The organism is Clostridium sp. K13, from assembly GCF_019734195.1.
Taxonomy (GTDB): Bacteria; Bacillota; Clostridia; order Clostridiales; family Clostridiaceae; genus Clostridium.
On sequence record NZ_JAASHM010000031.1, the window covers coordinates 1 to 14,834 of the forward strand.

Annotated in this window: 14 protein-coding genes; 4 read left to right on the forward strand and 10 right to left on the reverse strand. The window is 26.2% G+C overall.

Annotated features, from left to right (window positions below):
* Positions 1-134: 134 nt before the first annotated feature.
* The 5 genes from HCG76_RS14465 to HCG76_RS14485 form a co-directional block, all read right to left on the reverse strand.
* The gene (locus tag HCG76_RS14465; RefSeq protein ID WP_221701085.1) at positions 135-1,610 is read right to left on the reverse strand and encodes a UDP-N-acetylmuramoyl-L-alanyl-D-glutamate--2,6-diaminopimelate ligase; all 1,476 of its coding nucleotides are present in this window, start codon (positions 1,608-1,610) and stop codon (positions 135-137) included.
* Between the two features lie 336 nt (positions 1,611-1,946).
* Positions 1,947-2,306 (reverse strand): hypothetical protein, encoded by a 360-nt coding sequence (locus HCG76_RS14470; RefSeq protein ID WP_221701084.1) that lies wholly within the window; start codon positions 2,304-2,306, stop codon positions 1,947-1,949.
* A 2-nt stretch (positions 2,307-2,308) separates the two neighbouring features.
* A complete protein-coding gene (locus HCG76_RS14475) occupies positions 2,309-2,788 on the reverse strand; it encodes a hypothetical protein (protein WP_221701083.1) in 480 nt (159 codons plus the stop codon).
* On the reverse strand, positions 2,778-4,202 hold the full coding sequence (locus HCG76_RS19415) for a leucine-rich repeat domain-containing protein (RefSeq protein ID WP_221701082.1): 1,425 nt from the start codon (positions 4,200-4,202) through the stop codon (positions 2,778-2,780). The genes HCG76_RS14475 and HCG76_RS19415 overlap by 11 nt, the downstream gene beginning before the upstream one ends.
* A gap of 30 nt (positions 4,203-4,232) precedes the next feature.
* A complete protein-coding gene (locus HCG76_RS14485; RefSeq protein ID WP_221701081.1) occupies positions 4,233-4,793 on the reverse strand; it encodes a leucine-rich repeat domain-containing protein in 561 nt (186 codons plus the stop codon).
* 210 nt (positions 4,794-5,003) lie between these two features.
* Here HCG76_RS14485 and asnB point away from each other — a divergent pair, with 210 nt between their 5' ends.
* Entirely contained in the window at positions 5,004-6,482 is a 1,479-nt protein-coding gene (asnB, locus tag HCG76_RS14490; RefSeq protein WP_260458158.1) for an asparagine synthase B, read from the forward strand.
* 234 nt (positions 6,483-6,716) lie between these two features.
* Positions 6,717-7,673 carry an alpha/beta hydrolase gene (locus HCG76_RS14495; RefSeq protein WP_221701080.1) on the forward strand — a complete coding sequence of 319 codons (957 nt, stop codon included), beginning with the start codon at positions 6,717-6,719 and terminating at the stop codon, positions 7,671-7,673.
* Positions 7,674-7,984: 311 nt separating this feature from the next.
* Here the strand turns inward: HCG76_RS14495 and HCG76_RS14500 are convergent, their stop codons facing one another.
* The 5 genes from HCG76_RS14500 to HCG76_RS14525 all read right to left on the reverse strand — a co-directional run bounded on the left by HCG76_RS14500 (position 7,985) and on the right by HCG76_RS14525 (position 13,602).
* Positions 7,985-8,194: a DUF1450 domain-containing protein gene (locus tag HCG76_RS14500; RefSeq protein WP_221701079.1), complete on the reverse strand. Its 210-nt coding sequence runs from the start codon at positions 8,192-8,194 to the stop codon at positions 7,985-7,987.
* A 788-nt stretch (positions 8,195-8,982) separates the two neighbouring features.
* Entirely contained in the window at positions 8,983-10,803 is a 1,821-nt protein-coding gene (locus HCG76_RS14510; protein ID WP_221701078.1) for an ABC transporter ATP-binding protein, read from the reverse strand.
* The gene (locus tag HCG76_RS14515; protein WP_221701077.1) at positions 10,793-12,526 is read right to left on the reverse strand and encodes an ABC transporter ATP-binding protein; all 1,734 of its coding nucleotides are present in this window, start codon (positions 12,524-12,526) and stop codon (positions 10,793-10,795) included. The genes HCG76_RS14510 and HCG76_RS14515 overlap by 11 nt, the downstream gene beginning before the upstream one ends.
* A complete protein-coding gene (locus tag HCG76_RS14520; protein WP_221701076.1) occupies positions 12,519-12,959 on the reverse strand; it encodes a MarR family winged helix-turn-helix transcriptional regulator in 441 nt (146 codons plus the stop codon). The genes HCG76_RS14515 and HCG76_RS14520 overlap by 8 nt, the downstream gene beginning before the upstream one ends.
* 118 nt (positions 12,960-13,077) lie before the next feature.
* Positions 13,078-13,602 carry an HD domain-containing protein gene (locus HCG76_RS14525; protein ID WP_221701075.1) on the reverse strand — a complete coding sequence of 175 codons (525 nt, stop codon included), beginning with the start codon at positions 13,600-13,602 and terminating at the stop codon, positions 13,078-13,080.
* A 251-nt stretch (positions 13,603-13,853) separates the two neighbouring features.
* Between HCG76_RS14525 and HCG76_RS14530 the strand changes: the two genes are divergently transcribed.
* Both HCG76_RS14530 and HCG76_RS14535 read left to right on the forward strand, forming a co-directional pair.
* Positions 13,854-14,012: a DUF1540 domain-containing protein gene (locus HCG76_RS14530; protein ID WP_221701074.1), complete on the forward strand. Its 159-nt coding sequence runs from the start codon at positions 13,854-13,856 to the stop codon at positions 14,010-14,012.
* Between the two features lie 120 nt (positions 14,013-14,132).
* On the forward strand, positions 14,133-14,792 hold the full coding sequence (locus tag HCG76_RS14535) for a hypothetical protein (RefSeq protein ID WP_221701073.1): 660 nt from the start codon (positions 14,133-14,135) through the stop codon (positions 14,790-14,792).
* Positions 14,793-14,834: the final 42 nt, after the last annotated feature.

Below are 14,834 nucleotides of genomic sequence, written 5' to 3' on the forward strand. Positions count from 1 at the left end.
AAGATTTTTTTTGTTAGCATGAAAAATATTTTACCATAAATCCTAGGCTTATAGAGTCTGGGATTTATTTTTTTTTTTTGCAAAAGGGGCCTCGCACTAATTATTTAGTGCGACAGCCCCATTATAAAAAAATATTATATTTTATTAAAGTAATTAATAACTGTTTCTTTATCACTAAAATGATGTTTAACAGTTCCAATTATTTGATAATCCTCATGTCCTTTTCCTGCAATTACAACTATATCATCTGGTCTAGCAATTTTACAAGCATATTCTATGGCATCTTTTCTATCCTCAATTACTGTATGACTATCTGTAATTCCAACTATGATATCATCAATTATTTGTCTTGGATTTTCAGTTCTTGGATTATCTGAAGTTACTATAGCTATATCACTATATTTTGCCGCAATATTTCCCATTATAGGTCTCTTTGTTTTATCTCTATCTCCACCACAACCGAATACAGTTATTATTTTTCCTTTAGTAACTTCCTTCATAGTTTTTAAAATATTTTCAAGAGCATCTGGAGTATGTGCATAGTCAACTACAACAGTACACTTCATTTTGTCATGATAAACCCTCTCACATCTTCCATCTACAGCTTTCATAGTGTCAAATGCCTCTATAACATCTTTTACAGCTACATATCCACCAACTACTAACATTCCTATAACACCCAATGCATTATATATATTATAAAGTCCTGCTATATGAAGTTTAACTCTTCCCTTAAATTCATCACCAATATATAAATCAAACTCTGAACCATTAGCTTCTAAATCTAAATTTTTAGCTCTTACATATCCATCTTCAACTCCATAAGAAGTTACAACTTTATCTTCATTATTAGTTTCATGTAATGTATTTAGCATTCTCTTTCCATATTCATCATCACAATTTATAACAGTAGATTTAGCTTCTTTTATAAACTTAAATTTTGCATTATAATAATTTTCAAAAGTCTTATGATAATCCATATGATCTTGAGTTAAATTAGTAAACATTCCTCTACTAAAGTTTAACCCTTCTACTCTTCCCATTGCTGATGCATGAGATGACACTTCCATTAAGCAGTATGTACATCCTGCTTCTCTCATATCTTTTATCAATCTAAATAAATCAATTGCTTCAGGCGTTGTCATGGCAGTTTCTATTCTTTTTTGACCGATATAATTAGCGATAGTTCCTATAAGTCCTACTTTATTTCCTACATGCTCTAAAATATGTTTCATCATATATGTTGATGTAGTTTTTCCGTTAGTACCTGTTACTCCTAAGAAAGTTAAATCATTATCTTGAATATTAAAGAATGTTTTTGCAATTATAGCCATACATTCTCTAGTATCATTAACTTTTATATAAGCAACCCCTGATTTAATATCTTCTATATCCTTACTATGAATAATAACCTTTGCGCCTTTTTCTATAGCTTCATTGATTAAATCATGTCCATCAACTTTTGCACCTATAACAGCAATAAATAAACTTCCATTTACTACTTGTCTTGTATCTCTTGTAATATCTATAACATCTATCTTTGTATAATCTATTTCATTTGTAAAAGTATAATCTAACTTTGAGTCTTTTAATATTTCACTTAATAACATTTAAAATCTCCCTATCCTAAATTGATTTTCAACTATTTTTTATAATATTAATTTTCTTATCTCATAATATTGTACATCATTTGTTACTCTTTATCTATAAAAAGTAGGACTAATACTATAACAAACTCCTATTGTTAATTTTAACCTTTTATTTTCACGTTAATAATTTTAAAATAATAAATTTAACTTTGTATGGATAATTATTTTAATAAAAAAACTATCCCAATTTATCATAGGATAGTTACATTCTAAAATCTAACAAAATAAAGCCATTATAATTACTTAACGTTAATAACTATAAGCCTTATATTACACTATATATTTTTATGAATTTATTTATAATAAATCTAATTCTAATATTGTAGTTACAATTACATCTCCAGTATTATTATCTATTTTATGTGTCCAGCTAACACCATCTATATTTACTTTTGTTGGTTGAAACCCAATATCATTATATATGATATTATACTCAATTGACTCTTCTCCTATAAGATATTCAAGTCCATTATCTTGATCACATTGACCTGTATCTATTCGATATGATTCCCATAATACTATATTAACATTTACAACTTCTCCAATAGTAATACAAGAAGCTTCTATATCATCTTTATTAATTGAAATCCATTCTAATTGCTCTGGCTTTATTAATCTCATATCTAAAGTATATATAATCTCAACAGTCTTTTTCATTATTACACCTCATACTTTAAATTAACTATTGCTTTAATAACTATAACTACTTGATTATTTCCCTCAAAATAATACGATGTGTATATACTATTACTATCTATTGTAACAGTAGGTACCTCACCAATAACCTTACATAATTTATTAGTAAACTCAACATTAGTTCTTAATCTTTTTATTAAAGAATCACTTCCATTTTTATAGGTTATAACTTGTTTTATAAATCCATTAATAATCAAATACCCTTCTGAATTAACTGATTTATTAGAAACTATAATATCTGTAGTTATATTACTAATTACTGAATTTTTCGATAATTTCCCCTCAATAAAATAATTTAATGTTACAATATATCTTTCACTTTGAGGAAACACATATATATATCCTTTACTGGAATCCAATATGCAGTTATCATCAGCATTATTTGTTTCAACTTTATATTTATATTTTACCTTTCCGGAAGTGACTACTAAGTCACCTATCATTAATATTTTCTCCTTTATATTTTATTGCTTTATAACTAAATATATTTATTCCTCTCATAACATTATTGCTAACTGTTGGAACTTCTGCATATCCTGATGTAGTAATAATATTAATTTTACTTCTTGTATTTTTAATATCTTTATCTAAATTAAGTTGTATTTCATAATTAAAATTTAAAATACTATTTGGTTCTACTTTACTCCAAATAATTTCATTATCTTTCCTATATCCACCATCAGAAATCCTAGATATATTGGCTGTATAAGACTTAGCACAACCTAATAAATCTAAAGATACTTTTACAATGCCGTCTACTCCTATCTTTTGAACTGGATAGCTTACTCTTTGATTAATGCTTACTACCTCACTTAAATATTCTAATTCAAATAATGGACTTAAATCATAAATGTTATTTCCACTTATATTTATTTTATCTAAAAGTTTCATATTTGATAGTTGATTTATACTTTTTATATTATTATTTGATATATCTAGATATTCAACATTTTTAGCATATTCTAACCCCGTTAAATCACTAATATTTCCACCTGACAAATTAATATTCTTTAAAGTCAACATATCTTTATTAGTTATTCTAGTATCACTTGTTTTATTTAGTATCACTATCAACATACCTTCTAAATTATTATCTATAAAATTAATGAAGATAACTAATAATATAGTTCCTGAAAAAAATACATTACTAGCTATATTATTGATATAAGTGCCATTTGAAAAATCAAATGTTAAATCATCATCTTCTGTAACACCACTCCATCCTATAATATTATTATTTTCACTATAATACATTGGTTGTATATTTTTTATTTTAGGGACAGTATTATCTATATCTCTTAATATAGTATTAATATCTAAAATACAAGTCCCATTTATTATTGGCGGGCTTTGAATTTTTATATTTTGATAATTAGCTTTTACTCCATTGTACGGAAATCTCAATCCTTCAATATCACTAAGGAAATAAATATTACTAATAAAGTTATTATCTATTGATAAGCTTGTTAAATTTTTAAGATGTGATAATGGTTCTATAGATAATATTTTATTATTGTCTAAGTTTAATATTAACAAAGCCATTAGATTTTTAAGAGGTTCCACATTACTAATATTGTTACTATTTAAAGATAACCTCTCTAAATTTATATTATTAGATAACAAACTCAAATCATTAACTCCATTATTATCCATATATAAATTTTTTAAATTATATAAGGTTGATATTGTTGATATATCATTTATATTATTAAAACTTAAATACAATGTAGTAATTGTATATTTATTTCTGATTACTGTAATATCACTAATATAGTTATTATTTAAATATAAATATATAATCTTTTCTAAATTTCTTAATAGTGAAATTGATTTTATTTGATTTTTAGATAATCCCACTGAAAGTAGTCCTGATAAGTTAGGAAGTAATTATTCTCCATTATTATTAATAATACTTTTTATACCATTATCACTTAAATCCAATGTTTCTATATTATTTAAGCTAGCTAAAGAAAAAGCTTCTAATTCTATAAGATCCTTAGAAATATTTCTCATTCTAAGAACCTTTAAAAATTTAAGATTTTCAAATGAACTTATATTACTTATTGGATTGTTACTTATATTTAATCCTTGTAAATTTCTTAGATTAGTAATAGGCGTTATATCTTTAATTTTATTTTTATTAATTTCTAACCATGTTAATTGTTCTAACCAATATAACTCACTAATATCACTTATCTCATTATCCGTAAGATATAATTGACCTATATTAGTTGCATACTTTAATCCATCCAAATTATCTAAAGATATCCCAGTATTAGATAATGATAAATCTAAATAGCCTGTTAGACTTTCCATATCACCTATGCTTTCAACCCAAACTCCTTTAGCAATTAATATAGCTTGTTGTAACTTAGAATTTATAGTATTAGTGCTGGATAATATATTTATTTTTTTATCTATTTCATTACCCCTTTCTAAATTGCTCACCTTAATTTCCCCTCTCTTGATATAGTAAATTGCATATTTAAATATACAATTTATTATATTCAACTGTTATACTCTGGCTCACCAATTTTATAATTACATTTTTCACATTACTTTATTATTAGATTTATATATTTTTTAAAGTTTTTTCATTTTAATACCATTTATAATATAATTTAACAAATAGTTTTTTATAAAATATCATCAAAGGTGATGATAAGTTTATCATGGGGCTTTAACCGTCTATCAATAATGGATTTATCTTCTAATGGAAATCAACCCTTTAAATATAATTCATGTGAACTTGTTTGTAATGGAGAGGTTTATAATTATCAATCTTTAAAAGAATTATTATCAAACGAATATACCTTTCATTCAAACAGTGATTGTGAAATTTTAATTCCTTTATACTATAAATATGGTATTGAAATAATGTGTAAAATGCTTGATGCTGAATTTTCTTTAGTTTTATATGATAATGAAACTAATTCTATAATGGCTGCTAGAGATCCTATGGGAATTAGACCTATGTTTTATGGATATACAAAAGAAGATCATAAAATTTCTTTTGCAAGTGAAGCAAAGGCATTAATTGATTATTGTGAGGATATTATGCCATTTCCTCCTGGTCATTATTATAAGGATGGCCAGTTTATTTGTTATAATGATTTATCCGACCCAAAGTTTATTAATAATGATAATTTAAATGTTATATTTACTAATATTAAAACTAAGCTTATATCTGCCGTAGAAAAAAGACTTCATGCAGATGCACCTATTGGATATTTATTAAGTGGAGGCTTAGATTCTTCCCTTGTATGTTCTATTGCTCAAAAACTTATTAATAAGCCAATTAAAACTTTTGCTATCGGAATGGAAAGTGATCCTATAGATTTAAAATATGCAAAACAAGCTGCTGAATTTTTAGGAACAGATCATACTGAAGTTATAATAACTAAAGATGATGTTTTAAACTCTTTAGAAGAGGTTATTTATCATTTAGAAACCTTTGATATTACTACTATTAGAGCTAGTATAGGAATGTATTTATTATGTAGGTATATTCATGAAAATACTGATTTAAAGGTTATTTTAACTGGTGAAGTTAGTAATGAATTATTTGGATATAAATATACTGACTTTGCACCATCTCCAAGTGAATTCCCAAAAGAATCTCAAAAGAGAATAAAAGAATTGTATATGTATGATGTTTTAAGAGCTGATAGATGTATTTCTGCTCATGCTTTAGAAAGACGAGTTCCTTTTGCTGATATTGATTTTGTTAATTATATAATGAGTATTAATCCTGCAACAAAAATGAATACTTATAATAAAGGTAAGTACTTATTAAGAAAGGCATTTGAAGGAGAATATTATTTACCTAATGACTTACTTTATCGTGAGAAGGCAGCCTTTAGTGACGCTGTTGGTCATTCTCTTGTTGATTATTTAAAGGAATATGCTGAAGAAAAATATAGTGATGCTGATCTTGAGTTGGCTAAAGAAAAATATGAATATTGCACTCCTTTCACTAAGGAATCTCTTCTTTATAGGGATACTTTCGAAAAATATTATTCTGGAAATGCTAAATGGATTAAGAACTTCTGGATGCCAAATAGAGAATGGTCTGGTTGTAATATTAATGATCCAAGCGCTAGAGTTCTTTCTAATTATGGAGATAGTGGAAAATAAAATATATATCAAAAGAGTACTTTACTTAAATAAGGTGCTCTTTTTAATTTCTAATGATATATTAAGTTTTATAATTTGTTCTATCTGTTAATTTAAGAAAATAGGTTCTATCGCTTCAATAGTAACTAGATTTGTTAGATTTAAAATATACTTCTTTTTAAAGATTTCTTAACACATACTATCCTATCTTTCATGATATAATTAATATAAAAATTCTATTTTAGAGGTGAACATATGAAGGAAATCATAATAATTTTATTATGTATTATACTTACAGCTTTAATAATAGTAATTTGCTATGGTGGAAATTACTTATATAACTTAGGTATAAATCCAAAACATCCAAAAGATTTAATATTTAAAAGCAATACTGATGAAGAAACAAAACAAAGTGAAACTAGTGGAGTTAGTACTATAGACAGTAAAACTTGGTTACTTAAATATAGTAACTATGAAGACTTATTTATTAATTCCAAAGATAATTTAAAGCTACACAATTTTCTAATAAAAAATGAAAACAAATCTAATAAATGGGTTATAGCTGTTCATGGATATACCTCACAAGGTACATACATGGCTTCTTATGCACAAAATTTTTATGATATGGGATACAATATTATAATTCCTGACTTAAGAGGTCATGGTAAAAGTGAAGGAACTTATATAGGAATGGGATGGGATGAAAGATTTGATATTATTGATTTGATAAATTACATTAATGATAACTTTAAAGATTCTCAAATTGTTCTTTTTGGTGTTTCCATGGGAGCTGCAACTGTTATGAGTACTTCTGGTGAAAAACTACCTAGCAATGTTAAAGCAATAATAGAAGATTGTGGATATACATCTACTTGGAGTCAATTTGCTTATCAATTAAAAGCATTATTTAAATTACCATCATTCCCTATGATGCATACTGCAAGTATTATTTGTAAACTACGTTCTGGATATTTTATTAGTGAAGCCTCACCTATTAAACAAATAAAAAACTCAATAACTCCAACACTTTTTATTCATGGAGATAAAGATAGCTTCGTTCCATTTTTTATGCTTGATGAATTATATAATGCCTCTCCAGTAGAAAAAGAAAAGTTAATTATACCTGGAGCTAAACATGCTAGGGCTAGCTATGTTAACCCTAAATTATATTGGGAAACAGTTGAAAATTTTTTAGAAAAATACATTAACTAAAGTGCGAAGCAATTTATTTAGTTAAGGGCCTTCGACCGGTTAAGTTTTTTGAACAGCTCTTCGCTAGTTCAAAAAGGTTAAAAATTGACTACATCAATGGTAAGAGCCTTGCGGCTAGTTAAGGAAGAAACTCCTTACGAAGTTTCTAAAATATATATTCAAAGAAATTACAAAGTAATTTCATCCTTAACTCTTTAACGTTTGCGTTAGCAAACACTTACCTATGGTTAATGAGCGTAAGCTATATTAACCAATTTAACTTGGTCGCTAGGCCCTTAACTTTTATTTTCCTTCGCAATATATTTCAAGTATTACTTAGAATTTAGTATTGATCTTGTCTTAATAATAAACTCTGATTCGCTTCTAGATTCAACAAACTCGCCATTAACCATAGCAACTATAGTTTCATCCATTCTTCCGCCACATTCTCCAATACAGCCACATACTATTTTTTCATCTTTAAATTCTCTCTTAATTACATCAAGATCTATTCCTGAGCAACCTGGGCACATTACTATCATACCTTTTCTCCTTTGTTTTTATATAATAATTTATTTTTAATTATAAACTAAAATTATTTCTAATAAAATATAAATTAAAATAAAAAAAGATACCTAAATTAAAACTACCCCTGTCTAATTTACAGGAAATAGTTCGTTTAGATATCCTTTCATCAACTCAACTTATTATTTTTCTAAAATCCACTCTAAAAATCCTGGAAATCTTCTTTTCCAAGACTCTTCAGATTAACATAAATTACATTAAATTCAGTAACTGCATTATCATATGTTTCTTTAGTTCTTGAATCTAAATAAATCTTCATATTACTTTTATAATTTTCCTTTATAAATTCAACATAAGCTTTCTAAGCTTTTCATTTATCCATGGTGAATATTCATCAAGTCTACCTGAAATTGTTTCATTATTGCAGTCTATACCAACAACTATAATACCATCATTTCCATACTTCTAGCTATTATTCATAGCACTTTGAATATCCTATATACCTCCAAAAGCTGAAGTTTCTTTATAAAACAGATTATGTCCATCATGCATATACATAACCTTATAATGCTTATATAAATTTTCATCACAATCATTAGGTAAATATACTCTAACTATTTTTTTCTATTTAATTCTTTTATTTCTACTTCAAAATTTTCAATATTATATATATTCTACACCCCAATAATCCATTAAAATATTTTAATTTAATAATTATACCATAAACTTTTTTGAAACTATTTTGTGAGTATTTACATATCATCTTCAATAATTATATTAACCCTTGGGTCAACCCGAAATTTATCTAAATTTCGGTTCCATTTTTAAATTGACTATTATATAAATTAGCATAAAATCCATCTTTAGATAAAAGTTCATCATGTGTTCCACTCTCTATAATTTCTCCATCTTTTAAAGCTAAAATTTTATCTGCATTTCTAATAGTACTTAATCTATGAGCTATAACAAAGGTTGTTTTTCCTTCCATTAATTTAAGCATAGCATTTTGAATTAATACTTCTGTTCTTGTATCAATAGAAGATGTAGCCTCATCTAATATTAATATTGATGCATTAGAAAGTATTGCCCTTGCAATTGCTAATAGCTGTCTTTGTCCTTGAGATAAATTTCCTCCATTATCTGATAAAACAGTATTATATCCTTCTGGAAGTTGTTTTATAAAGTGATGTGCATCTGCCATTTTAGCAGCTTTTATAACATCTTCATCACTAGCATCTAATCTTCCATATCTTATATTATCACTAACACTTTCTGAAAATAGATAAGTGTCTTGAAGAACCATAGATACTGTTTTTCTTAAGCTTTCCCTAGTTATTTCATTAATATTTTTTCCATCTATTAATATATCTCCACTATCAATATCATAAAATTTAGTTAATAAATTAATTATTGTCGTTTTTCCAGCACCTGTTGGTCCAACAATTGCAATAACCTCACCATTCTTCGCTTCTATGGATACATTTTTTAATATTTCTTTTCCCTCTTCATAAGAAAAAGTTACATTTTTTAACTCTACATGACCTTCTATGTTATCAATATTCTTTGCACTTTCTTTATCTTGCTCTTTATCTTCATCAATTACTTCAAAAACTCTTTCAGCTCCAGCTAAAGCACTTTGAATAGTGTTAAACAGATTCATTATTTCATTTATTGGACGTGTAAAATTTCTCATATATAATAAGAATGAAAAAACTACACCAACTGTAATGGAGTGCCCTTTTAAAATTAAATATCCACCTGCAACTGATATTATTAAATATGAAATATTATTTATAAAATTATTTATAGGGCCCATAAATGAAGAAACTCCTTGTGCTATTATTGCACTTTTAGTAAGTCTTTCATTTATTTTACCAAACTCTTCTTTTACTTTTTCTTCTTCAGAAAATAATAAAACAACTTTTTGACCAGATACCATTTCTTCAATATATCCATTTAAACTTCCAAGTTCCTTTTGTTGTTTTACAAAAAATCTTTGAGTCTTTTTAGCTAATAATTTTGTAGTTATAAATGTTAAAGGTACTGTTATCATTCCTATTAAAGTTAGTATAGGATTTAATATAAGCATTGCGATAAACATACCAATAATATTAATTACTCCTGAAAATAATTGCGTTACACTTTGAGACAATGTTGTATTTATATTATCAACATCATTTGTAAGTCTACTCATTAAATCTCCACTTGAATGGGTATCAAAATACTTAAGTGGTAGCTTTTGAAGACTTTCAAATAAATCTTTTCTTATTCTTGCTGAAACTCTTTGTGCTATTTTAATCATTACTATATTTTGATAGTATGTTGAAAAAATATTTGCTAGATACATTAAAACTAATATTATGCAAATAAATGCTAGCCCCTTCATATCTCCAGTTTCTATAAAATTATCTATTGTATATCCATTTAATCTTGTTCCAAAAATACTTATTAAAGTAGTTACAAAGCATAAAATAAATACTATTAAAACACTTAATTTCTTTTCAATTAAATATCCAATTAATCTTTGTACTGTACCTTTAAAATCTTTAATTTTTTCTGCCTTTTTACCATGTAATTGATGAGGGCTACCGCCGGGTCTCATCTGTATTGTTCCTTTAGTCGACATTTAAAACTGCCTCCCCTCCTAATTGTGATATTGCAATACTTCTATATATTTCACAATTTCTAATTAACTCATTATGAGTTCCAATTGCCACAATTTCTCCATTATCTAATACTAATATCTTATCTGAATCCATTACTGCTGAAATTCTTTGCGCTATAAGTAAAACAGTAGTATCCTTCATTCTATTTTTAATAGACTTTTGTAATTTAGCTTCTGTTGCCATATCTAAAGCACTACTTGAATCATCTAATATTAATATTTTAGGATCTTTAATTAAAGTTCTTGCAATAGATACTCTTTGTTTTTGTCCACCAGATAAACTCTTACCTCTTTGCCCAACTTCCCTATCATAACCTTCTTTATTTTGACTTATAAATTCAGAGGCTTGCGCATCAATAGCTGCACTTTCCATCATTTCTTTAGTTGCATCCTCTTTTCCAAATCTTAAGTTATCTGCAATACTTCCTGAGAAAAGAGTTGTATCTTGAAGAACAACACCAATAATTTTTCTTAATTCTTTTATTTTTAGATTTCTAACATCCTCATTACCAATCATTACAGAACCATGAGTTACATCATATAATCTTGGAATAAGTGATATTAATGAACTTTTACCACTACCAGTAGCCCCTATAATACCTATTTTCTCTCCCTCATTGACCTTAAATGATATTCCCTTTAATACGTAATCTCCATCTTTATTGTATCTAAAATAAACATCTTTAAATTCTATATCAAATTTATTTATTTCTTTTGTTTCTACTTTATCTTTTATTGATGATTCTACATCTAGTACTTCATTAATTCTAGTTGCTGATACTTTAGCTCTAGAAAAGTTAATGATAATCATTACCAACATGTTTAAAGAACTCATTATTTGAACTAGGTAATTAATAAAGGCCATAATTTTTCCTATTTCTAAAGAACCATTATTAACATAATTTCCACCAAACCAAAGTACTGCAACAACACTTAAATTCATTATTAAAGTAACAAGTGGCCATAAAAGTATAGTTACACTTTGAGCTTTAATACTAGTTGTCATTAAATCATCATTAGCCTGTCCAAACCTTTGTTTTATCTTATTTTCAATATTGAATGCCTTAATAACTCTAATTCCAAGTAAATTTTCTCTCATAACTAAATTTACATTATCTATTTTTCTTTGCATGTCCGTAAAAAATGGAATAGATTTTGATGTAATTAAAGCTACACTTAGTACTATTAGTGGAATTGCTACTAAAAATATCATTGATAATTTTACACTAATACTAAGAGACATTATAATACCACCTAAGCAAATAAGAGGTGATCTTACCATTCCCCTAAGAGCCATCATAACCATATTTTGAACTTGTGTAACATCATTTGTTAATCTTGTAATAAGTGATGATGTTTTAAACTTGTCTATTTCTAAAAATGATAAACTTTGTATTTTATCAAATAAACCTTGCCTCATATTTTTTCCCATATTCATTGAAGCTAATGTTGAAAAGAAACCACAAAGCATACCACCTAGTATTCCAATTATAGCTACTATTATCATTTTAAATCCAATTGTTAAAACATAATGAATATCCCCATTAGCAACCCCAATATCTATAATATCAGACATAAGCTTTGGCTGATTTAAGTCCATTATAACTTCAATAAACATCATTAAAGGTGCTAATATAGCATATATAATTGCACTACCCTTAATATATTTAAGTAACTTATACATTTATATTTTCATCCTCTCTATTTAAATTGTTATACATTCTCTCAAAAAGCACTTTTGCCTGCTCTTTTTCTTCATCTGAAAATCCTGCAAAGCATTCCTTTTCAATTTCACAAATAACATCTTGACAATTCCTTTGTGTTTCTTTTCCCTTTTCAGTTAAATACACATTAATAATTCTTCTATCTTCCTCATTAAGCTTTCTTTCAATAAAACCCGACTTTTCCATAGTAGCTAAAATACTTGTAACTGTTGCAGGCTCGATATTACAATTTTTAGCTATCTCCCTTTGAATACTCCCATCATTTTCAGCTAAATAATTTAAAATCTTAGGTTGTCCCTTTGAAATTTCAAACTTTCTAAATCCATCAAGACATCTCCTACGATGAACTCTTTTTAACTGCATAAATATTTTAATTAATACTCCATCATTCATAAAACTTACCTCCTTAAATAATAGTTAGATATCTAATTATTAGATATCTAACTATTATTGTAATTTTAACATTCTCCCCCGTCAAACTAATTCAATATTTAAATTTTCACCTTTTTCCCTATTTATCTTTTACCTTTTCTAAATTACCAAAGGATATCCTTAATTTCTTAACTCCTAAATATTCATCCCCATCAAATGTGTATGTATCATCTCCATTTTCATGTAATTTATCTTTAAACCATTCTCTTATTGCTTCCTCTCCAAAATGTCCAAAAGGAGGAGTACCTAAATCATGAATTAATCCTGCACAAGAAAGAATATTACATATATCATCTACATCTTCTTTACTTACTTCATCATCACTATTCTTAGTAATATTTATAAGTTCATTACCAATACTTCTTCCCAAAGATTTAGCAATAGAAGATACTTCTAAAGAATGAGTCAATCTTGTTCTAACAAAATCTAATTTTTCTAATGGGAATACCTGTGCCTTATCTTGAAGCCTTCTAAATGATGCACTAAATAAAATTCTATCATAATCATTTTCAAATTCACCTCTACTGTCTATTCCCTTTTTAGAAGATTTATAATCTTTTATTCTTCTCTTATTTAAAATTAAATTCCATTTTAATTTACTCATATAATTAACCTCTTAAACTTATTTAAACTATAAATAAAAAAATATTATTTTTTTGCATATATTATTACTTTTCCTAATAAAAGCATTAATATCCTAATTATTATCATCAATATTTTTTTCATTTTATTCTAAAGAATATTTTAAAATTTTAGGGTTAAAATATAATGGTATAGTAAAGCAATATTATAATTAATTTAATAGTAAAATATTATATTATTTATGATTTGCTTAATATAAAAGGAGAATTAATTATGAAACATAATGATAGTATCGGTTGCACTGTTACTGAATGTAAATTTCATTGTACAGAAGATAACTATTGTACATTAAATAAAATCCAAGTTGTTACTCATTCAGGTTGTGTATCAAGTAAAGAATGTACTGATTGTGGTAGCTTTGAAAAAAAATAACTAATCCGAACAGGGTAGTGAATTAACTACCCTATTTTATACACTAATTTTATTTAGAATAAATAAAATTTTATTTTTTACCCATACTAAATATTATTAATAATTTAAGGAGTGAAACTAATGAAGAGATTTATAAATTCTTTTTTAGCATTATTAACTTTTATGTCTATAATGCTTTGTAGTTTAACTGTTTCTGCAGCTACTACAGAAAACCCCTACTCACAATTTATAGATGATCCATATTATGAAGTTACATCTGATTATCTTACTGGAATAGTAGATAAACTCTCTAAACTTCAAGGTTCTGGAAGTGTTTGTATAGATTATCTTGGGGAGGAAATTCTTTTACATAGAGCAATATTATTTACTACTAATAATATAGAAAGTTATTCCAGTAATCCAGAATTGATTGATATCACTGATGATATAATTGATAACTATACTGGTGAGTTAAAAGAAATGAGAATTGAACTTTCTAAATTAATTGACACTTATGGTAAAGATAAAAATTTACTTAAAGAAGATACTGAGTATATAAAGCAATATAAAACAATTATTGATAAATTAAAAAAAGATTTATCTCAAATTAATGCTTCTGATAGTAATGAAGTAACATATATTAAAGAAGCAATAGCAATTTTACAAGCATCACGTGACTTATCATCTATTGATAATAAATGTGCAAAAAGTGATTTAGTTAAGGAAATTGCTAAAAATGAAATTACAAATACTGAAGCTTATATATCTAGATTAAAAACGCTTGAAAAAGCCTTAAAATAATTTAGTATACTACTCCTAAGTAAAATATTTAATATTAAATTC